Origin of the sequence: Streptomyces sp. NPDC057623, assembly GCF_042800355.1 — a bacterium.
Taxonomy (GTDB): Bacteria; Actinomycetota; Actinomycetes; order Streptomycetales; family Streptomycetaceae; genus Streptomyces.
The window spans coordinates 36,811-58,264 of sequence record NZ_JBHVGZ010000063.1 but is presented as its reverse complement, the minus strand read 5'-3'; the positions used below and the strand labels follow the sequence as shown (position 1 = coordinate 58,264).

11 protein-coding genes and 2 pseudogenes are annotated in these 21,454 nt (G+C 67.5%); 7 read left to right on the top strand and 6 right to left on the bottom strand.

The annotated features are described in order from the left end of the window. Nucleotides 1-157: 157 nt before the first annotated feature. Nucleotides 158-2,278: an alpha-1,4-glucan--maltose-1-phosphate maltosyltransferase gene (locus tag ACFU95_RS39820; protein ID WP_383838930.1), complete on the bottom strand. Its 2,121-nt coding sequence runs from the start codon at nt 2,276-2,278 to the stop codon at nt 158-160. A gap of 264 nt (nt 2,279-2,542) precedes the next feature. Then, entirely contained in the window at nt 2,543-3,745 is a 1,203-nt protein-coding gene (locus ACFU95_RS39815; protein ID WP_383838927.1) for a S8 family peptidase, read from the bottom strand. Between the two features lie 342 nt (nt 3,746-4,087). On the opposite strand from ACFU95_RS39815, the gene ACFU95_RS39810 reads away from it, so the two are divergent. The 4 genes from ACFU95_RS39810 (at nt 4,088) to ACFU95_RS39795 (ending at nt 17,959) form a co-directional block, all read left to right on the top strand. Then, nucleotides 4,088-6,706: a glycosyltransferase family 1 protein gene (locus ACFU95_RS39810; protein ID WP_383838924.1), complete on the top strand. Its 2,619-nt coding sequence runs from the start codon at nt 4,088-4,090 to the stop codon at nt 6,704-6,706. Nucleotides 6,707-7,154: 448 nt separating this feature from the next. Then, nucleotides 7,155-10,871 (top strand): LamG domain-containing protein, encoded by a 3,717-nt coding sequence (locus ACFU95_RS39805; protein WP_383838938.1) that lies wholly within the window; start codon nt 7,155-7,157, stop codon nt 10,869-10,871. Between the two features lie 101 nt (nt 10,872-10,972). Beyond that, complete coding sequence (locus tag ACFU95_RS39800; RefSeq protein WP_383838921.1) at nt 10,973-17,503, top strand: deaminase domain-containing protein; 6,531 nt, start codon at nt 10,973-10,975, stop codon at nt 17,501-17,503. A gap of 114 nt (nt 17,504-17,617) precedes the next feature. Then, nucleotides 17,618-17,959, top strand: a complete 342-nt coding sequence (locus ACFU95_RS39795) for an ankyrin repeat domain-containing protein (RefSeq protein WP_383838918.1) — start codon at nt 17,618-17,620, stop codon at nt 17,957-17,959. Between the two features lie 80 nt (nt 17,960-18,039). On the opposite strand, the gene ACFU95_RS39790 is transcribed toward ACFU95_RS39795, so the two are convergent. The 3 genes from ACFU95_RS39790 to ACFU95_RS39780 all read right to left on the bottom strand — a co-directional run bounded on the left by ACFU95_RS39790 (nt 18,040) and on the right by ACFU95_RS39780 (nt 19,696). Continuing rightward, entirely contained in the window at nt 18,040-18,423 is a 384-nt protein-coding gene (locus ACFU95_RS39790; RefSeq protein WP_383838915.1) for a hypothetical protein, read from the bottom strand. 181 nt (nt 18,424-18,604) lie between these two features. Further along, nucleotides 18,605-18,805, bottom strand: coding sequence for a DUF397 domain-containing protein (locus tag ACFU95_RS39785; RefSeq protein ID WP_383838912.1), 201 nt, complete (start codon nt 18,803-18,805; stop codon nt 18,605-18,607). Nucleotides 18,806-18,808: 3 nt separating this feature from the next. Continuing rightward, the gene (locus ACFU95_RS39780) at nt 18,809-19,696 is read right to left on the bottom strand and encodes a helix-turn-helix domain-containing protein (protein ID WP_383838910.1); all 888 of its coding nucleotides are present in this window, start codon (nt 19,694-19,696) and stop codon (nt 18,809-18,811) included. A 194-nt stretch (nt 19,697-19,890) separates the two neighbouring features. Between ACFU95_RS39780 and ACFU95_RS39775 the strand changes: the two are divergent. From ACFU95_RS39775 to ACFU95_RS39765, 3 genes and pseudogenes are all read left to right on the top strand, one after another. Then, nucleotides 19,891-20,247 (top strand): annotated as a pseudogene (locus tag ACFU95_RS39775) (ATP-binding protein); the annotation flags it as partial. A gap of 117 nt (nt 20,248-20,364) precedes the next feature. Continuing rightward, nucleotides 20,365-20,613, top strand: coding sequence for a hypothetical protein (locus ACFU95_RS39770; protein WP_383838935.1), 249 nt, complete (start codon nt 20,365-20,367; stop codon nt 20,611-20,613). Beyond that, nucleotides 20,610-20,854 (top strand): annotated as a pseudogene (locus ACFU95_RS39765) (hypothetical protein). The gene ACFU95_RS39770 and the pseudogene ACFU95_RS39765 overlap by 4 nt, the downstream one beginning before the upstream one ends. Before the next feature lie 22 nt (nt 20,855-20,876). Here the strand turns inward: ACFU95_RS39765 and ACFU95_RS39760 are convergent. Further along, on the bottom strand, nt 20,877-21,386 hold the full coding sequence (locus ACFU95_RS39760) for a DUF1990 family protein (protein ID WP_383838907.1): 510 nt from the start codon (nt 21,384-21,386) through the stop codon (nt 20,877-20,879). Between the last annotated feature and the right edge of the window lie 68 nt (nt 21,387-21,454).

The following is a 21,454-nucleotide window of genomic DNA, read 5'->3' as shown; positions in this document are numbered from 1 at the left end:
TTGGCGGTCAGGCCCTTGAGGTCGCCGACGCCGTCACCGTTGCTGTCCTGGAAGGAGCGGACCAGGACCTCGTAGAAGACGGCGCGCTTGAACCAATCCGGGTCACGATCCTTGGCAGGCGTGTCCTCGAAGGTGTCCTGAACAGGCTCGTTGACGATCATTTTGTGGGTGACCCTCCGATCTGCGGGGTGGACGGTCGCAGGACGGTGAGGATGTGCGCGGGACGAGTGCCCGGTTCGAGACGCACGTAGTTCGCCCTGCCCCAGTGATAGGTCTCGCCGGTGAGCTCGTCGCGCACCGGCACCGACTCGTGCCAGTCCAGGCCGAGTTGCGGCATGTCCAACGAGACCGTGGCCTCCTGGGTGTGGTGGGGGTCGAGGTTGACGACCACCAGAACCGTGTTCGAACCGCTCCGCTTCGAGTACGCGATCACCGCCTCCTGGTCCGCGTGGTGGAAGTGGAGGTCACGCAACTGCCGCAGGGCCGGACTCGCCCGTCGCACGGCGTTGAGCCGGGTGATCAGGGGGGTGATGGTGCGGCCCTCGCGTTCGGCCGCCGCCCAGTCGCGGGGGCGCAGCTGGTACTTCTCGGAGTGGAGGTACTCCTCGCTGCCCTTGCGCAGGGGGGTGTTCTCGCAGAGTTCGTAGCCGCTGTAGATGCCCCAGGCGGGGGAGAGGGTGGCGGCCAGGACGGCGCGCAGCTCGAAGGCGGGGCGGCCGCCCTGCTGGAGGAACTCGTGCAGGATGTCGGGGGTGTTGGCGAAGAAGTTCGGCCGCATGTAGGAGGCAGCCTCGCCGGAGAGTTCGGTGAGGTAGTCGGTGAGTTCCTGCTTGCCGTTGCGCCAGGTGAAGTAGGTGTAGGACTGCTGGAAGCCGATCTGGGCCAGGGTGTGCATCATCGCGGGACGGGTGAACGCCTCCGCCAGGAAGATCACGTCCGGGTCGGTGCGGTTGATGTCCGCGATGACCCGCTGCCAGAACACGACCGGCTTGGTGTGCGGGTTGTCCACCCGGAAGATCCGCACGCCGTGGCCCATCCAGTGCCGCAGCACCCGCAGCGTCTCGGCGATCAGGCCGTCCAGGTCGGCGTCGAAGGCGATGGGGTAGATGTCCTGGTACTTCTTCGGCGGGTTCTCCGCGTAGGCGATCGTGCCGTCCGGGCGGTGGTGGAACCACTCGGGGTGCTTCTGTACCCAGGGGTGGTCGGGGGAGCACTGGAGGGCGAAGTCGAGGGCGATCTCCAGGTCCAGCTCGCGGGCCGTCGCCACGAAGTGGTCGAAGTCCTCGATGGTGCCCAGGTCCGGGTGGATCGCGTCGTGGCCGCCCTCCGGGGAGCCGATCGCCCACGGCACACCGACGTCGTCCGGACCGGCCGAGAGGGTGTTGTCCGGGCCCTTGCGGAAGGTCGTGCCGATCGGGTGGACCGGCGGCAGGTAGACCACGTCGAAGCCCATCGCCGCGATCGCCGGCAACCGCCGCGCCGCCGTACGGAACGTGCCGTGGGGCTGCCGCGGCGTGCCCTCCGAGCGCGGGAAGAACTCGTACCAGGAGCCGTGCAGCGCCCGCTCCCGCTCCACCAGCAGCGGCAGCGCGTCCGACGCCGTCACCAGATCCCGTACCGGATACCGGTCCAGCACCGCGTCGACCTCGGGTGTCAGCGCGGCGGCCAACCGCCAGGCGGCCGGCCGGTTCTCGTCCCGCAGCGCCCCGACGGCCGCCAGGATCACCGGCCGTCCCTCGCTCTCGGGCACTTCGGCGGCCGCGCGCTCGTACAGCCGCGCGCCCTCCTCCAGAACCAGTTCCGTGTCCATCCCGGCCGGGATCTTGATCTGGGCGTGGTGCCGCCAGGTGGTGACCGGATCGCCCCAGGCCTCGACCCGGTAGGTCCAGTGGCCGGGCTCGCCGGCGGTGACGTCGGCGCCCCAGCGGTCGGTACCCGGCGCCAGCTCCCGCATCGGCGTCCAGGGGCCGGGACGGCCGTCCGGGTCGGTCAGCACGACATTGGCGGCCACGGCGTCGTGTCCCTCGCGGAACACGGTCGCCGAGACCTCGAAGGTCTCGCCGGTCACGGCCTTCGCGGGCCTGCGCCCGTGCTGGACGACCGGGCGGACGTCGAGGACGGGTATGCGCCCGACACCGCCGGCCGTGTCGCTCGCGGAGGGTCGCTCCGGGGCCGGCGGTCCTGGGTCGGCGGTGACGGCGCGGGGGGCTGTGCGGGCTGGGGGTGCCGCGGTGCGCGACGTCGGGGGTGAGGACGACTGGTGGTGCATGGCGGGCATGACCGCTCCTGTCCGCGTCAACTTGGGTGGGCGGATGGCTGTGGGGAGGTGGGTCCTGCGTGGTGACTTGTGTAGCTGTTGCGACTTCGCCGCGTGCGGGCGCGCCCGGGGGCGCACAAGCGGGGTGTACCGGAGGAGCCTTCCCACCCTATTCGGGTACGCAATCCGGCACTTTGTTAACTACTCACGCGTATGTCTACACACAAGACCGGCCCCGTTCCTCAGGAACGGGGCCGGTGCCCGCACTTGGCCGGTAAGTGGCCGCTACGAGCCCGGTACCTGGAGGAGTTTGTTCGGCGAACCGAGCCCCCGCCCGGAGACCTTGCCGGACACGGCTTGTGCCACGACCGCCTTGGACACCTGTGCGGGCCGGGCCTTGGGATGGTCGGCCAGATAGAGCGCGGCCGCGCCCGCCGCGTGCGGCGACGCCATCGACGTACCGGAGTAGGTAGCCCTGCCGGTGTCGTTCGCGTACGACGCGGAAGTGATCCCGACGCCCGGGGCGAACACGTCCAGGACCGGGCCGAAGTTGGAGAAGCCCGCCCGTGCGTCCTTCTTGTCGGTGGCGCCCACGGTGATGGCCTCCTTCACCGCCGCGGGGGAGTACAGGCCGGCGGGCAGTCCGTCGTTGCCCGCCGCGACCGTGTAGGTGACGCCGGACGCGATGGAGTTGCGCACGGCGGCGTCCAGCTGCGCGTTGCGGTAGCCGCCGAGGCTGACGTTGGCGACCGCCGGCTTCCTCGCGTTCCTGGTCACCCAGTCGATGCCCGCGATGACCTGGGCGGTGGTGCCGCCGCCGGCGTCGTCGAGGACGCGTACGGCGACGACCTCGGCGTTCTTGGCGACGCCGTACCGCTTGCCCGCGATCGTGCCGGCGACATGGGTGCCGTGGCCGTTGCCGTCGCTCGCGGTCCGGTCGCCGCCGACGAAGTCCCAGCCGTAGCTCGCCCGGCCGCCGAAGTCCTTGTGCGAGACGCGGATGCCGGTGTCGATCACGTACACCGTCACTCCGGCGCCCGCGGACTCGGGCCAGGTGTAGCTCCTGTCCAGCGGCAGGTTGGCCTGGTCGATGCGGTCCAGCCCCCAGGACTGCGGGCTCTTCTGGTGGTGCTCCAGGGTCACGCGGGTGTCCTGGACGACCGAGGCCACCCGGGAGTCCGCCGCGAGCCGCCTGGCCTGTCTCTCGTTGGCCCGGACGGCATAGCCGTTGAGGACCGTGCCGTAGGTGTGGCTGATTTTCGCCCCGTACTTGTCGGCGAGGCTCTTTCCGGCCGCCGACGGTGCCTTCGTTCCCCCCTTGAGCGTCACCAGGTAACTGCCGCTGACGGAGCCGGGGTCCCCGGCGCCGAGTATCTGCCCCTCCGGTACGGCGTGCGCGGGCATGGTGGTGGCCGACAGCGCGGCGACACAGGTCACCGCGGTCAGACCACCTGCCCGGCGCAGACGCCGTGTGCGCGTCCGTGCCATGGTGTGAGTTCCCCTCCTCAACTCGGCGTGCGCGGCCCTGGAGCACGGGGGGCACCCCGCTCGGGCCGGTGCGCCACAGTCACCCTCTCGTGAGGTGAGAAGTCGTCACAAGGACGCCTACGGGGGCGGAATCGGCCATATCGTCCATGGGGGGCGTGTAAAGGTTGCGGCGTATTTCGGACGGAGCGTGCGCCTTCGTCTCCGCTTGATGCCTGCTGACACCCCCTGACACACACAAAAACGCACGGTGGTTACGAAGCCCCGCATACCGATACCGTCGGGGACGATGACGGGACCCACACCGCCGTGTGTCCCCTGCCACGCGCTGCCCGAGGTGGAACCGTGAAGGCGATCCGTCGATTCACCGTCCGTCCTGTCCTCCCCGCACCCCTCCGGCCTCTGAGCGATCTCGCACGCAATCTGCGCTGGTCCTGGCATGCGGAGACCCGCGACCTCTTCCAGTCCGTCGACCCCGAGGGATGGGCCGCCTCGGGCAACGACCCCGTACGGCTGCTGGGCAGCGTGTCGCCCGGACGGCTCGCGGAGCTGGCGGAGGACCGCGACTTCCTGAGCCGGCTGACTGCCGTGGCCGGTGACCTGGGCGACTACGTCACCGGCGCCCGCTGGTACCAGGAGCAGTCCGCCGAACTGCCCGCCGCCGTCGCCTACTTCTCGCCCGAGTTCGGCATCACGGCCGCCCTGCCCCAGTACTCCGGCGGCCTCGGCATCCTCGCCGGCGACCACCTCAAGGCGGCCAGCGACCTCGGCGTGCCCCTGGTCGGGGTCGGGCTCCTCTACCGGCACGGCTACTTCCGCCAGACCCTCTCCCGCGACGGCTGGCAGCAGGAGCACTACCCGGTCCTCGACCCCAACGAGCTGCCGCTCGCCCTCCTGAAGGAACCCGACGGCACCCCCGCCCAGGTCTTGCTCGCCCTGCCCGGCGGCAGGTCGCTGCACGCCCGCGTCTGGCTGGCCCAGGTCGGCCGGGTGCCGCTGCTGATGCTCGACTCGGACGTCGAGGAGAACGACCTCGGCGAACGCGGGGTGACCGACCGGCTCTACGGCGGCGGCAGTGAGCACCGGCTGCTCCAGGAGATGCTGCTGGGCATAGGAGGAGTGCGGGCGGTCCGGACGTACTGCCGCCTGACCGGTCACCCGGCCCCCGAGGTCTTCCACACCAACGAGGGACACGCCGGCTTCCTCGGCCTGGAGCGCATCGCCGAGCTGTGCGCCGGGGGACTGGACTTCGACTCGGCGCTGGAGGCCGTCCGGGCGGGCACCGTCTTCACCACCCACACGCCCGTCCCGGCCGGCATCGACCGCTTCGACCGCGAGCTGGTCGCCCACCACTTCGGCCCCGCCGCCGAACTCCCGGCCATCGAGGTCGGGCGCATCCTCCAGCTCGGTATGGAGACCTACCCCGGCGGGGAACCGAACCTCTTCAACATGGCCGTGATGGGCCTGCGCCTCGGCCAGCGCGCCAACGGCGTCTCGCTCCTGCACGGAAACGTCAGCCGCGAGATGTTCTCGGGACTGTGGCCGGGATTCGACCCCGACGAGGTCCCCATCACCTCGGTCACCAACGGGGTGCACGCCCCGACCTGGGTCGCGCCCGAGGTCTTCCGCCTCGGCGCCCGCCAGATCGGCGTGCAGCGCACCGAGGACGCGATGACCGTCGGCGGCTCGGACCGCTGGGACGCCGTCGCGGAGATCCCCGACCAGGACATCTGGGAGCTGCGCCGGAACCTGCGCGAGCAGCTGGTGACGGAGGTGCGCCGGCGGCTGCACGCCTCCTGGCGGCAACGCGGCGCGGGGACCGCCGAGTTGGGCTGGATCGACGGGGTCCTGGACCCCGACGTCCTGACGATCGGATTCGCGCGCCGGGTCCCGTCGTACAAGCGCCTCACGCTGATGCTCCGTGACCGTGACCGCCTCATGGATCTGCTTCTGCACCCGGAGCGCCCGGTCCAGATCGTGGTGGCGGGCAAGGCGCACCCGGCGGACGACGGCGGAAAACGGCTCGTCCAGGAGCTGGTGCGCTTCGCGGACGACCCGCGGGTCCGCCACCGCATCGTCTTCCTCCCGGACTACGGCATGGCGATGGCGCAGAAGCTGTACCCCGGCTGCGACATCTGGCTGAACAATCCCCTGCGTCCGCTGGAGGCCTGCGGCACCTCCGGCATGAAGGCGGCGCTGAACGGCTGTCTCAACCTCTCCGTCCTGGACGGCTGGTGGGACGAGTGGTTCCAGCCGGACTTCGGCTGGTCGATCCCCACGGCGGACGGCACCGGCACGGATCCCGACCACCGCGACGACATAGAGGCGGCGGCGCTCTACGACCTGCTGGAACAACGCGTCACCCCCCGCTTCTACGAGCGGGGCCAGGACGGGCTCCCGGACCGCTGGATCGAGATGGTCCGCCAGACCCTCACCCTGCTCGGCCCCAAGGTCCTGGCGGGCAGGATGGTCCGTGAGTACGTGGAGCGCCTCTACACCCCGGCCGCGCACGCCCACCGGGCGATGACCGCGGACGCGGCGCGTGAGCTGGCGGGCTGGAAGACCCGGGTGCGTTCGGCCTGGCACGGTGTCACGGTCGACCATGTCGAGACCTCGGCGGCGACGCCCACCGCGGAACTCGGCTCCACTCTCAGCCTCCGGGTCCGCGTCGGACTGGGCGACCTGGGGCCGGAGGACGTGGAGGTCCAGGCGGTCTCCGGCCGTGTCGACTCCCAGGACCGCATCGCGGACGGGTCGACGGTCCCGCTGAAGCCGGTGGGCAGCCCCGACGGGGAGGGGCGGTGGGTCTACGAGGGGCCACTGGCCCTGGACCGGACGGGACCGTACGGCTACACGGTCCGGATCCTTCCGGCGCATCGGCTGCTGGCGTCGGGGGCGGAGCTGGGGTTGGTGGCTGTGCCGTCGGAGGGGGTGGGGGAGGGGGCGGGGGTCTTGCTTCGGTAACGGTCCCTGCCCGCCGTAATTCGGATGCAGCGTGTAGCCAGCGGCAAGAGTGAGATTCTTGCCGCTGGCTCATTCTTTTCTGTCGAGCCCCTGTGCTGCGGCTCCTGTCATGGCAGAAGCCGATTCAATTATCCCGACCATGTGCACGAGGGAAGCCTCTCGCTGGATCGGCTGAATGCTTTCTGTGTGTTTCAACTCCTGATTACTGAACGTGCCCGCCGCTGGCGCGGTGGCGCAGCATCCCCCTCGGGTGCGTGATCCGAATCACATTGACGTGAAAGATAAAGAGATCGTTAACTCGCTCCACCTGTGAGCAATCTGTAACTACGGGGTGGGGTTGTGGGGTTGGAGCGGGGAAAACGTCGTGCCCGTGTACGAAGATGCGGGACGCATGGTGCGGTCGGAGGGGTTTCTGTTCCTCGCGGCGCTGCTGTCGCTTCTTCCGGCAATGACCATTGCGGCTTCCGGTGAATCTCAAGCCGCGGAACCGCTGTCCGTCCTGACCGAGCAATCCGCTTCTGAGCGAGCGGCAGCCACAGGTGAGCCCGTCGAAGTAACCGCGGCGCGTACCGAGTACAGCAGCACGGTCGCCAACCCGGATGGCACATTCACCCTGACACAGTCGACGCGCCCGCAGCGTGCCCGGGCCGGGGACGGCACGTGGCAGGACATCGACGTCACGCTCGAGAAGCGGTCGGACGGCAGCGTGGGACCGAAGTCCGCTGTCGTCGACATGTCGTTCTCCGGTGGCGGCAGCGGTTCCGGGTTGCTGCGCCTCGGGCGGGACGGGCAGGAGTTGAAGCTCGGCTGGCCCGCCTCCTTGCCGGAGCCGATCCTGGACGGTGCCACGGCCACCTATGCCGATGTGCCCATCAAGGGCGTGGACTTGCAGATGACGGCGGAGGCCGAGGGCTACCGCGAGGTGCTGGTGGTCAGGATGGCCGATGCAGCGGCAAGCCCCGAGCTGGAGAAGATCAAGCTCACCGCGACGGGAGACGGGCTGAGCGTGGCTCCTGGCGAGGGCGGCGGACTGCGCGCCGTTGACGCGGACGGCAATGCTGTCTTCCGCGGACCGGCGGGCCAGATGTGGGATTCATCGGGAACGGAAGCCGCAGCACTCCAGCCCCAGTTCCTGTCGACCGGAGCCAAGGAACCTCAGACCGAGCAGGGCGCCGCTGGCGACCCGGCTCATCCTGACGAGGGAGACGTCACAGCGGAGCTTCCCGTGACGGTGGGCGACGGCACGGTGTCCGTTCAGCCGGACCTGGAGCTACTGCGCGGCGAGGAGACCGTCTACCCGGTGTTCATCGATCCCTCGGTGGGATTGGGCGTCTCGGAGTGGACGAAGCTGTCGTCGGACGGTGACAAGTTCTGGAAGTTCAGCGAACCCAAGGGCGTGGGCCGTTGTGGTGTCGCCGACGGGTACGCGTGCAGCACCGGCGGCTACACCGACCGCATGTACTTCGAGTTCGGTCCCGGCGCGCTGGCCGGCAAACATGTGCTGGACGCGACGTTCCGCGCTCGTGAAACCTGGTCCTTCAACTGCAGCCCCTACTGGGTGGATCTGGAGCGCACCGACAACATCAGCGAAGGCACCCGCTGGCCGGGCCCCAAGCAGCTCGACCAGATGGGCGACCGCTATGTGTCGGCGGGCCGCGGTGATCTCTGTAGTCCCGAACAGCCCGACGCATGGGTCGAGTTCAATGACAACGCTGATGAGCCGGACGAGAACCTGGCTTCCACGGTCCGTGCCTTCGCGGCCGGCAAGTTCCCCAGGCTGACGCTGATGCTGCGAGCCAAGGACGAGAGCGAGCCGCGGGCCTGGAAGCGATTCGACAACAACGCCGAGCTCAAGGTCTGGTACGTGCACACGCCAGGCGTCCCCACCTCGGTAGGTGCGATTCCCGGCACGGGGAACACGGCCACGTGCCGGCCGGCATCGGATCCGTTGACGGTGACAGTGGATACACCGACCGTTCAGGCTCGGGTGCAGACGAAGGTCGAGCAGAATCAGGGAGAAGAAGAGGGCTATCTGCAAGCCGAGTTCGTGATGCAGCGTTCCAGCACGGACACGACATCCGGAACCTGGTCGCAGGTGTGGAGCGACTACAGGCCGGACTCGGGCTGGGACCCCGACGGCACTCTGGAGAAGGTGACCACGACCAAGCGGGCGGACGGCGGCCTCTACCGTTTCAGGGCCCGCACGCAGTCGCACTGGAGCTACAACGGCAAATCCGGCGACCTGTTCTCCCCGTACTCATCATGGTGCTACCTGCGCATCGACTCCACAGCGCCCAAGACGCCGACCATCACGTCCAATACGCCGTACACCGAGTGTCTGGTCAACGCCTGTGCCCCGCACGGCGGGCCGGGTGTCGCAGGCTCCTTCACCTTTGGACCGAACGCCGCTGATCGCGATGTGAAGGCATACCGCTGGCGATTCATGAGCAGCAGGGCCGACGGCACGAAGCAGGTGAACGCGAAGACGACCAACGCCCCGGTGACTGCCACAGACGTCAAGCCTGGTCTGGCGGGCACCCAGACGTTGTCGGTCGAGGCGAGTGACCTCAAGCTCGACAAGGGCGGGCGCGTGCGCTGGGGGCCGCCGGCCTACTTCACGTTCAAGGTGGACCTGGCTCCGGAGGCGAGCGGTCGCTGGCACTTCGCTGAGCTCAAGCCAGGCTCCGGGACCATGACCGCGGCGGACACGGCGACCGTGGGCGTGCGTCACCACGCGACCTTGGTCGGCGAGGCCGGTACCGGCGGTTCGACAAGGGCACGCAGAGGCGCGGGCGACTATTCCCTGCGCCTGAACGACGACACCGGTGTTCCGGCTCAGCAGACCGGATACGCGGCCACCGCGTCGCCCGCCGTGAACACGCAGGACTCTTTCACGGTCTCCGCCTGGGCGTACTTGACCGATGCATCGGCCAACCGAGTCGTGCTCTCGCAGGCGGGCACCAAGACCACCGCTTTCGCGCTGTATTACTCCGCTGCCAGCAAGAAGTGGGTCTTCAATCGGGCGGACAAGGACCAGTCTGGACCTGTGTTCATACGTTCGTTCGCCGATGCGGCCAATCCACCGCTTCACGTCTGGACGCATCTGGTGGGTGTGTTCGACACCCAGAACGACGCGGACAAGGGCAACGACACCATTCAGTTGTTCGTCAACGGAAAGCCCCAGGGCAGTCCCGTAACGCTCGCCGATTCGGCGCCGACGTACGAGCCCTGGGCGGCGACCGGTGGGCTGCAGTTCGGCCGCGCCATAACGGCCGCTACGGGTGCGGACCACTTCTTCGGGCTGCTGGATGAGGCCGCCGTGTGGCAGGACGCCCGCAGCCCGGAACAGGTCAGGTTCGAGGATCGCCTGGAGACGGCCAGCCTGCCGGCCAACGAACTGGTCGCGCATTGGGACGCCACCATTTCCTCGGGCACGCGGGTCGCCGAAAGCCCGGAAGATCCCGACAACCCCACCAGTACGACATTCCCCTACGGCCGCGGAGGGCTGGCGCTCTCAGGTTCGGGTGCACGCTTGACCGGTGACGACGCCACATCACTCGTGCTGGACGGCACGGCTGGATACGCGTCGGTGGACGGACCGGTTGTCGACGAGACGGGCTCGTTCACCGTCTCGGCCCGGGTGCGGCTGAACAAGGCGCTGTTGGACACCAAACCGGTCGGCTACCGGGGCATGGTGGCCGCTCAGGCGACGGCAGCGGGCAAGGAGTCGTCGTGGGCCCTCTGGGTGGAAAAGGCAGCGGACGGTGTCTGTCAGTGGAAGTTCGGACGCACGGCGGTCGACTCTGCCGGGAAGGTCATCGACACCGCTCTCGCCCCCGCGCAGGAACCGGTGGGTGACCGGGAGTTCGACACCTGGGTCGACGTGACCGGAGTCTTCGACGCCACACAGGACTTCGCCGCGGACGACGGATCCCAGCGCTTCGGTGTGGCGCAGTTGTACGTCGGTCCGTTCGCCCAGCAGGGGGAGGACGATCCTGGTCTTTCCGCAGCGCAGCAGGGCACCGGCACTCTGTCGGCAGGGAACGGGTCCGCTGACGCCACTACCGGTCACTACCTGCCGGGCGATCTGGCGAAGCTGCGCGTCTGGGCCGGCGCGATGACGGCAGGCCAGGTCAGTCTTCAGGTCGCGGAGCCTTCGACCTGAACGGTCGGCTCAGCCGCGCCGTTCTCCGCCCCCACCTTCTTCGGACCTTGAACGACGTGCGCCCCAGTCATCGCACCGGGGCGCACGCGAGGAGACGTGTGATGAACAAGTTCGCCTCCCGCCCGCCGCGATCGGGCCGCCGCCTCATAGGCAGCGGTCCCGCCTGGATCCGCCGTATCGCGTCGGCAACGGCTCTCGTCCTGGTGCCGGGTCTGCTGACCCCGGTGGCTTTCGCCGCCGATACCGATCCGCTGGGCGAGCCGAGCCTGAAGGCTCCGCGCGCTGCCAAGGTCTCGCCTTGGACGGTGAAGGCGAACAAGACGAACGCGGCGATCGTCGCGCAGTCAGCCAAGGCCGACGAGGCGGCGGCACGACGGGCCCGAGACGCCCAGAAGCAGGAGGTCGCCTGGCCGACAGGCGGCACAGCGACCTTGACCTTGTCCGGCGCCAAGCCCGCCACGGCCAGACCAGGCCGGCTACCCCTCACGCTCTCACCGCCCCGGTCCGACAAGGGCAAGAAGAGTCCGGTCACCGCGGCCAAGCTGACGGTCAGGGTCCTCGACCAGAGGGCCACACGCAAGCTGGGCATCAAGGGAGTTGCCCTCGCTGTCACGGGGCCCAAGCGCGGGGGAAGCGCCCGCCTGAGCATCGACTACTCCGCCTTCGCATCCGCCTACGGCGCCGACTGGGCGGGGCGCCTGCGGCTGGTGCAGTTCCCCGAGTGCCTGCTCGATCACGCCTCCAAGGGAGCATGCCGGACTCCCAGGACTCTCCGGTTCACCAACGACCGGCGCACCACGACGCTGACGTCGACGCTTGCCTTCGCCTCCTCTCCTTCGTCCCCGCAGCCGATGGTGCTTGCCCTGGCAGCTGGTACGAAGTCCGGCGGCGGTGACTACAAGGCGACCCCGTTGTCGGCCTCCTCGACCTGGGAGGCGGGCGGCTCGTCCGGCTCGTTCACCTGGTCGTACCCGGTCCGAGTGCCCCCGGCAGCGGCCGGCCCCTCGCCCGACCTGTCGATCTCGTACGACTCCGGAAGTGTCGACGGGCGCACCGCCACGACGAACAACCAGGGCAGCCAGCTCGGCGAGGGCTTCGACCTGACCTCGTCCTACGTCGAGCGCAAGTACGGCTCCTGTGACGACGACGGCCAGGACGACAAGTTCGACCTGTGCTGGAAGTACGACAACGCCTCGCTTGTGCTGAACGGCAAGGCCACCGAACTGGTCAAGGACGACACCGACGGAAAGTGGCGGCTGAAGAACGACGACGCCTCCACCGTCACGCACTCCACCGGAGCGGACAACGGCGACGACGGTGACGACATCACAGGCGGCAAGGGGGACGGCAAGGGCGAGCACTGGACCGTCACGACCGGTGACGGTACGAAGTACGTCTTCGGCCTGAACAAGCTCGACGGCGCGAGTGCCGACGACCGCACCAACTCGGTGTGGACCGTTCCGGTCTTCGGTGACGACACCGACGAGCCCGGCCACAGCAGCGGCTCGGCCTTCTCCGGCCGGGACAAGAAGCAGGCCTGGCGGTGGAATCTCGACTACGTCGAGGACACCCACGGCAACGCGATGTCGTACTGGTACACAGCCGAGCGCAACAACTACGACAAGCTCGGCGACGACACCACCGGCACCGCCTACACCCGCGGCGGCTACCTGAAGGAGATCCGCTACGGCCAGCGTGCCGGAGCCCTCTTTTCCGGATCCCCGTCCGCGTCCGACAAAATCGTCTTCAGCTACGCGGAGCGCTGCACGGCTTCCGGCACCGGGTGCGACTCGCTGACCGAGGACACCCGGGACAACTGGCCGGACGTACCGTTCGACGCGGTGTGCAAGGACGGCGACAAGTGCACCGGCAACGTCGGCCCGTCGTTCTTCACGCGCAAGCGCCTGACCACCATCACGACGTACGCGTGGAACGCCGCGGCTGCCACCCCCGCGTTCGAGCCCGTCGACGCGTACACACTCCAGCAGCAGTATCTCAACCCCGGCGAAACGGGTGACTCCACCCAGTTCGCGCTGTGGCTGGACGAGATCAAGCACACCGGCAAGCGCGGCTCCGACCTCGCTCTCGACCCGGTGAAGTTCACCCACGTCTTCCTGCCCAACCGGATCGACGGCGCGGCCGACGACGTTCTCTCCCTCGACCGGCCGCGTCTGCGGACCGTCACCTCCGAGACCGGCGCGCAGACGATCGTCACCTACGCCGAAGCCGACTGCGTGGCGGGGCAGACCATGCCCAGGGTCGACGAGAACACCAGACGTTGCTACCCGGTCTACTGGTCGCCCAACGGCGAGGAAACCCCGATCCTCGACTGGTTCCAGAAGTACCCGGTCACTTCGGTGTCCACCACTGACCTCCGCGGCGGCTCGGAGGCCGTCCAGCACACGTACCAGTACTCCGGCGGCGGCGCCTGGCACTACAACGACGACCCGATGACCCCGGCCAAGGAACGCACTTGGTCCATCTGGCGGGGCTTCGGCAAGGTCACCCACCTCACCGGTGACAGTGACAGCGCCCAGCTCAAGACCGTGACGGTCTATCTGCGGGGTATGGACGGGGACCGCGTCCTGGGCGCGGATGGGAAAACTCCCGATCGGGATGCTCGAAAGACCGCCGAGGTCACCGGCATCAAGGCTGCCAAGATCACCGACTCCGACCAGTACGCCGGTTTCGCCCGCGAAACGGTCACCTACAACGGCACGACCGAGGTCACCGGCACGATCAACGACCCGTGGTCACGCAGGACGGCGACGCAGCACAAGTCGTACGCCGACACGGAGGCGTACTACGTCCGCACCGCGGCCAGCCACACCCGCACCAACATCACCAGCGGCGTCGCGCCACGCGACCGAGTCCGCACCATCGCCACCACTTACGACGGCTACGGCATGGCATCCACCGTCGAGGACCGTGGCGATGACGCCGCCGACGGCGACGAGAGATGCACCCGCAACACCTACGCCCGCAACGACATCGCCGGCATCAACTCCCTGGTCTCCCGCGTGCAGGTCGTCGCCGGACTCTGCTCGGCCACCGACCTGGACCTGCCGACCGACTCAAGCCGCCCCGGCGACGTCATCTCGGACACGGCGACCGCGTACGACTCCAAGACGTACACGAGCACGCAGACACCGACCAAGGGTGAGGTCCAGTGGACGGGGCGGGCCAAGGCCTACGCCGCGAACGGCACCCCGAGTTGGCAGAAGACCGCGACGACCGACTACGACTCTCTCGGCCGTCCCAGGATGGTCAAGGACACCAATGACCTGACCGTCTCCGACACCACGTACACGCCCACAGCGGCTGGGCCACTGACCTCGACGGTGGCCAAGGACGCCAAGACCTACGGCACCACCACCTCGGTGGACTTCGCGACCGGCGCGGCACTGAAGGTCACCGACCCCAACAACAAGGTCACCGAGAGCGAGTACGACAGCCTCGGTCGCCTGACCAAGGTGTGGCTGCCCAACCGACTCAAGGTGCTCAACAGGACCCCGAGCCACGTCTACGGCTACAACATCATCAGCTCGGGCATGTCCTGGGTCTCCACCGGCACACTCAAGGGCGACGGCTCCGGCTACAACACCAGCTACGAGTTCTACGACTCGCTGCTGCGCAGCCGCCAGGTGCAGACGCCGACGCCGATCGGCGGTCGGCTGGTATCCCTGACCCTGTATGACGACCGTGGTCTCGCTGTCAGCGCCCAGGGCGACATCTGGGACAACACCTCGGCCCCTTCCGGGAGCCCGGCGCAGACCGAAGGCTCTCAGGCACCGACCCAGACCGACACCACCTATGACGGTGCGGGCCGCGCGACCAAATCGGTGACCAAGAACTACGGCGTAACACGCTGGACCATCGACACCACGTACACCGGAGACACCACGGCGACCAGCGCGCCGAACGGAGGCCAGGCCATCGCGGCCGTCACCAACGCCCTGGGCCAGGTGACCGAATGCCGCGAGTACGCCGGCCCGAAGCTAGCCGGCACCGCCTACACGACAACTGGCTACACCTACACGCAGTCCGGCGCGCAGGAGACGATCACCGGCCCCGACAAGGCCAAGTGGTCCTATGGGTACGACCTGTTCGGCCGCCAGATCACGGCGACCGACCCTGACAAGGGCACGAACGCCACCGAGTACAACGGCCTCGATCAGGCCGTCAGCACGACCCCGAACAAGGACAACACCAAGAAGCTGCTGTACGAGTACGACGTACTCGGCCGCAAGACAGGTATGTGGCAGGTCGACAAGACGGACGGCAACAAGCTCGCCGCCTGGACGTTCGACGGTCTCGCCAAGGGCCAGCAGGACACCGCGGTCCGCTACGACGGCGGGGTGACGGGCAAGGCCTACACCCAGAAGGTCACCGCCTACGACAGCCTCTACCAAGTCACCGGCAGCCAACTGACCCTGCCCGACAGCGACCCGATGGTCGAAGCGGGCGTCCCCAAGACGTTCGCCTTCACCACCGGCTACCGCCTGGACGGCACGATCAGCCAGGCCTCGCAACCCGCGGTCGCCGGCCTCGCTTCCGAGACCGTCTCCTACACCTACAACGCCACCGGCCAGCAGCTCACCTCCAAGGGCACGACGGGCTACCTCCAGAGCGCTACGTTCTCCCCGCAGGGTGACCTCAACCAGCTCCAACTGGGCGTGCAGGGGGGTGACTCGGCCAAGAAGGCCTACCTCAACTGGGAGTACGAACCAGGCACGCGGCGACTCACCCGCTCGTTCGTCACGGACGACGTGCACGGCTATATGCCGCAGGAGCTGAAGTTCACCCAGGACGACGCCGGTAACGTCATGTCGATCTTCGACGCCACGACGCAGGGAGGTGCGACGAAGGCGGACTACCAGTGCTTCGCCTACGACGGCTACAGACGTCTGTCCGAGTCCTGGACTCCCAAGACCGGCGACTGCGCCGCGACCGGCCGCACCACCGCCAACCTCGACGGCGCCGCGCCTTACTGGACCTCGTACACGTACACCGGCGGGGGCCAGCGAAAGACGGAGACCAAGCACGCGGCTTCGGGCGACAGCGCTACTACTACCTACACGTACGACGCCACGACCGACACCAAGCCCCACACACTGGACAAGACCACGGGTGCGGCGACCGGCGACTACACGTACGACGCGGCCGGCAACACCATCTCCCGTCCGGGCGCGACAGCCAAGCAGAGCCTGGCCTGGAACACCGAGGGCAAGCTTGCTGGGCTCACTGAGGGCACGAAGGAGACCAGCTACCTCTACGACGCCAGTGGCGAACTGCTGATCCGCAGGGCCAAGGGCGACGGCGACACGGTCCTCTACCTGGGCGGTACGGAGGTCCGCCTGACGGTCAAGGGGACGACGAAGACCCTGTCCGGCACGCGTTACTACACGGCCAACGGCCAGACGATCGCCGTGCGCACTGCCGTTTCGGGCACATCGGGCACGAAGCTCAGCTTCCTGGCCGCCGATCACCACGGCACGTCGAGCATCGCCCTCGACTCGAGCACATACGCGGTCACGAAGCGCTACAGCACTCCGTTCGGGGCGACGCGTGGCACGAAGGCCACCAACTGGCCGGACGACAAGGCGTTCCTGGGCAAGCCGGCGGATGACTCGACAGGGCTGACGCATGTGGGCGCCCGCGAGTTCGATCCGGCGATCGGTCAATTCATCAGCGTTGACCCCCTGCTTGAGCTTGACAGGCACCAGACTCTCAATGGTTACAGTTACGGCGCTCAGAGCCCAGTCACCGAGTCCGACCCGACCGGTATGGGGCTTGCCTGCGGAGGCGAATTCCCGGCTTGCCCGACGCATCCTGACGGGACACCGGGCAACGGGCAACCCATCGAGACCGTCGACTCCTCCGAGCCGGGGTGTAACAGCAATTGCGGCACGGCCAATACTGACAGCTCCGGAACGGCCTACTCTGCGCAGCCCGCCCCGAGCCCGAGCCCGGGCCCTGAACCAGTCCCCGGTCCCTACGGTGGCCCGTACCTGGCGCCTACGTCGGTATGGAAGGAGCTGGCGCTCGCGGCGTGCAGCTGGGTTCCGGTGTTCGGGGTTGGTTGCGACGCCTACGACGTTCAGCGCTCATACGATGAGGGAGACAAGCTTGGTGTAGGACTTGGGGCCGTCGGCCTTTTGCCGTTGGGAGATTTCGGCAAGCTAGGTAAGCAATTCGACAGGCTTCAGGACGCGTGGAAAAGCGCGCAGCGAATTCGTGACATTGACCCCAAGGCGGTGGTTGATGCTTTTCGGGCCACTGGTCGGATAAAGAAGTCAATGAACGTAGCTGCAGCTACAGTCGATATCAGAGGGGTGGATCCCATGCTTCTCGTCGCAACAAGCGGCCGAGAGACGCGCGCGGGTATGATTCCGGGCCCCGGTGACGCTGTGGGAGGCTACCCGCAGCGGTACATCCCCGTTGGGCGTGATTCTGACTCGGAGCAGAAGATTTTCAACTATCTTGCCGACAAGCTGGGGCCGCCCAACGGCTATGCGTCAGGAACGGTTCGGCTCCACTCCCAAAGGGACGTGTGCACCTCATGTAAGGGTGTACTCAATTCATTCCGGAGTGACTATCCGAACGTTAGGGTGGTCGTGACAGAAGGGTGACGTAGTTTCGCCCAAGAGTCTGTTTGTCAGGTTCAGCAGACAGGCAGACTCTTGGGGTGATTCCTCACTGTGTTATTCTGGCAAGGAATTGAAGATAGGGTCTGGAGTGACGTAATGGAAATGTCTCTGGCTAGGCTGGCTCTGGAGCAGGATGACCTTCCGGAGTTGCGACGATTGCTTGATTCCGGGTGGGATATCCATGAGGAGACCAACGGTTTTACGTTGCTTCACGCTGCAGTTGATGGTGAAATCGATGGGCATGTGCAAACAGGTGAGCCCCTGCATGTTGACGCCACCGCGCTCCTCCTTTCCAAAGGCGCTGACCCGACGCGGGGTTCCCATGGAGGCGGAGGAGTGTCGGCGCATCATATGGCATTGGTGAGCGGGCATTGGCTGGCCGTCGAGTTGTTCGAAGCCTGGTTGCGATGGAATGGTGACGGCGGCACATTCAAGTAAACCGAAGGTGGTGTGCTCCTGCCGCTAATGGGCTGTCCCGTAACTACTGGTCACGGCGAGCCGATAACGCCGACCGTCGGTCAGCCGAAGAGGAGGTCCACGTCTCTCTCGATGCATAGCTGCAGGACGACCACCAACTGGCGGGCGTCGTCGATGTGTCGCTGGAGAAGCGGGTGGACGCTTCCCTCCTGCGGCTGGTCGACGATCTCCTGTAGGCGGGGCACGATCGCGGCACACTGCGTCGGCGTGAGGTCAGGGCCGTCGTCGTCGGGATGGTTGAGGAGTGGTGCCGGCGTGGTGGACACCTCGTTCCAGGGGTGCTGCCCACCGAAGCCGAGCATGTCGTCGAGTGCGATTCCCTCGGACCGCGCCAGCCACCGCCGAAATGCTCCGAAGCCTGTGTAGGACCAGGACACATCCGGGCTGCTGGCCTCGTCGTCTCCTGGAAACAGAACGAGCCCCACGATGTCCTCCTCGTTGACCGGGCACACAGGTTCGGCCTCAGGAAGGGGTTACGGCAACTGAAATGATCTCGCTGTGGTTGGTGCAATCACGGCGTCTGAGTCGTCCTGGATGGGCCCACGAAGGTCGCATGATATCGACCTGCCGAACCCGACGGGTGGTGAAGGGATATCTACTGTGCACTCACAACGTGGCCCGGCTCAAGTAGCCTTTTGAGAGTGTTGCTTGGAAGGCCGCCCATGTCGTAGGTCGGATGCTTATGTGGGGTCCGTTTATCTGCTTGGAGTCCCGTATGGCGACGGTAGTGGGGATGTTGGTGGCGACCTCGACGCACTCGGCCGCGTCGTCGCTGTAGCTGGCCTTGCGGTACTTGAATTCGGTCACGGCTCACAGCTCCTTGCGTAGTGTGTGGAGGAAGGCCACCGACTCCCGCTCGTCGAGCGAGCGCTCGGTGATCTTCTCGAACAGCTCATCGTAGGCGGCTGCGCCCTGTCCACCCTCGACCCATCGCTGGGCGAAGGGAGCCTCCACGTAGACGACGTCCATGGCTCCGGGAGCGGCAAACGAGATGATGTTGAACGAGCCGTTGAGTCCCGAGTGCGTACCGGCGCTGAAGGGGAAGACGCGGAGATCCACACTTGGTAGGTCGGCCACCTTCAGCAGTTCTTCGAGCTGGCCTGTGGCGGTCGCGGCGCTGCCGGGGAAGTTGTGGAGAACTGCCTCGTAGATCACTACTCGCAATGACAGTGGCGGGTCGTCGTAGAGGCGCCGTCGGCGAGCGAGCCGAGCCGCGATGAACTTGTCGTCCGGCTCAGGGCTCTTGGTCATCCTGGCCGCAGGGCTCTCCCTCAATGCCCGTACGTACTCCGGCGTTTGGAGGAGCCCTGGGATGAACGCGGGCTGCCAGGCCCTGATGGTCGTCGCCGCGCTCTCCAGTGCGACGTACTCCTGCATGACGCCAGGGAGGTTGAAGTCGTCCCACCAGCCCTTGGCTTTGCGGCGCTCACGGTCGACCCTGGCCAGTTCGAGGAGGCCGCCTACCGCACTGAGATCGTGGACGCCGTACAGCTCGCACAGGGCTCGAATGTCCGGGTCGCGGACAGGCACCCAGCCGCCCTCCATCTTGGCGACCTTGGCGGTTGAGGAGGAGAGCGCCTTCGCGGCCTGTGGCTGTGTGAAGCCGGCTGCGGTGCGCAGCCTGAGGAGTTCGGCCCCGAGCCTGCGCCCGAGGACGCTGGACGTGCTGTTTCCCTGCCGTGCCTGACTTGCTGTCACCTGGCCCTCCTTCGGTGCTGTGCGCGGCCAGTCTGCTGTGCCTGACGGCGGAGTAGCAAACCTGATCGGTGGATATCTACCGGGAAGAGGTTGAATGAATCGCCGTCGGGTCGCTACGTTGCGTGGTGAACCGATCGCCGTGCGGCGTCAGTTGATGCCTGACGCTGTGCCCGCCCTGCCCGGAGGTGACCGACATGGTCGCGCCCCAAGTGTCCGAAGTCCCGCTCCAGTACGACCGCCTCGACTGCACCCCGTTCCCCAAGAGCGTCACCCTCGCCCGCCGCCGCGCCCATCGCCTCCTCATCGACTGGGGTCATCCCGAACTCGCCGCGGACGCCGCGCTGTTGGTCTCCGAGCTGGGCGGCAACGCCGTGCTGCACGGCTGCCTGCGCGACCGGTTCTTCAGAGTGGAGCTCACCCTCACCGAGCGAGCCGTACGCATTGATGTCACCGACCCGAAGGGTGAGTTACTGCCGAGCCCGCGTGCCGCGGCAAAGGACGACATGTTCGGACGGGGCCTGCTCATCGTGCGCGAGGTCGCCGACCGCTGGGGCGTGAGCGAGCTGGCCGTCGGCAAGTCCGTGTGGTGCGAGCTGGATGTCGTGCAGCGGACCGCCCCCGCCGACTGCCGTGACGCCTGCGAAGCTCCGCCACCGAGGAGGACGACCATGGCCGAACCGTTGAAGACCTTCGTCGGCGGCGTCGAGGTCGAGGTTCCCAACAGCATTCCCGACATCCGCGCGGCCCTCCCGAAGGAACGGCGTGAGGAGTTCGACCGGGCCATCAACGAGGCCGGGGTGCAGGAGATCCACGCCGTCATGAGGCACTGGATGCTGGAAGCCGTTCCCGATCAGGAGGCCGATGCGCTGCTGGAGCGCCTCGCGGCGGACGAGACCGAGAGGCGCGGCGTCGCTTGAGCTACCGCATCACGTATGCGCCGCCCGCGCCGACGACACTTTGGCCAAGATGCCCAACGCCGACGCGTTCAGGGCGGCCATGGACGGGACCATCGGGCGCAATCCGTACGGACATGGCTCGACTGCTGTCAGGGGAGAGCGGGATCGGTGTGAGGCAACGGTGCTTGGCGCCATCGTGCTCTACTACGTCTCGGGATCCGTACTGACTGTGACCGCGGTCAGGCTCGTCCACGGACTGTGAGTAGAGCGACTGAGTCGGCCCCTCAACCTGCCTCCGCCCCACCGCACAACCGCCGCAACACCACCCCACAGCGCCGCGCATACGCATGCTGCAGGCCGCGCGTAGCCGCCCCGCCCGCCCGCGCGTACCACTTCGCGCCCCGGCTGAAGGCCCGCACGGTCAGCCACACCGTCCCGTCGCCCGTCCGGTCCACCTCGAAGGCCTCCTCGCCGCACTCCGGGTGGCCGGAAAGCGTCCCGTACGCCCAGCCGATGCGCCGGTGCTCCTCCACCGTCCACACCACCCGGCACGGCGCCTTGATCAGGCCGGCGAGGGTGACCGTGACGTCGACCTCGGGGGCCGCGCGGTCGGACGAGGCGTCGATGCCGACGCCCATCGCGCGGTGCATCTCCCAGGTCATGACCGCTTCCGCGGCTCTGCGGAAGACCTCCTCGCCCTCGCCTATGCGGGTGCGCACGTGCAGGGGATGGAAGCCGGGCGGGCAGAAGCCGTTCTCCCGGGTCGCGCCGACGGCGTCGTACGTGAAGGACATGGGTCCCAAGCGTAAGGCGGCACCCGGGGATGCCTTCGTCCCGGGTGCCGCCCCTGTCGACTACGCCT

Coding starts and splice junctions, on each gene's coding strand:
- ACFU95_RS39820 (WP_383838930.1), bottom strand. CDS start 2,278: ATGCCCGCCATGCACCACCAGTCGTCCTCACCCCCGACGTCGCGCACC.
- ACFU95_RS39815 (WP_383838927.1), bottom strand. CDS start 3,745: ATGGCACGGACGCGCACACGGCGTCTGCGCCGGGCAGGTGGTCTGACC.
- ACFU95_RS39805 (WP_383838938.1), top strand. CDS start 7,155: ATGACCATTGCGGCTTCCGGTGAATCTCAAGCCGCGGAACCGCTGTCC.
- ACFU95_RS39800 (WP_383838921.1), top strand. CDS start 10,973: ATGAACAAGTTCGCCTCCCGCCCGCCGCGATCGGGCCGCCGCCTCATA.
- ACFU95_RS39795 (WP_383838918.1), top strand. CDS start 17,618: ATGGAAATGTCTCTGGCTAGGCTGGCTCTGGAGCAGGATGACCTTCCG.
- ACFU95_RS39770 (WP_383838935.1), top strand. CDS start 20,365: ATGGCCGAACCGTTGAAGACCTTCGTCGGCGGCGTCGAGGTCGAGGTT.
- ACFU95_RS39760 (WP_383838907.1), bottom strand. CDS start 21,386: ATGTCCTTCACGTACGACGCCGTCGGCGCGACCCGGGAGAACGGCTTC.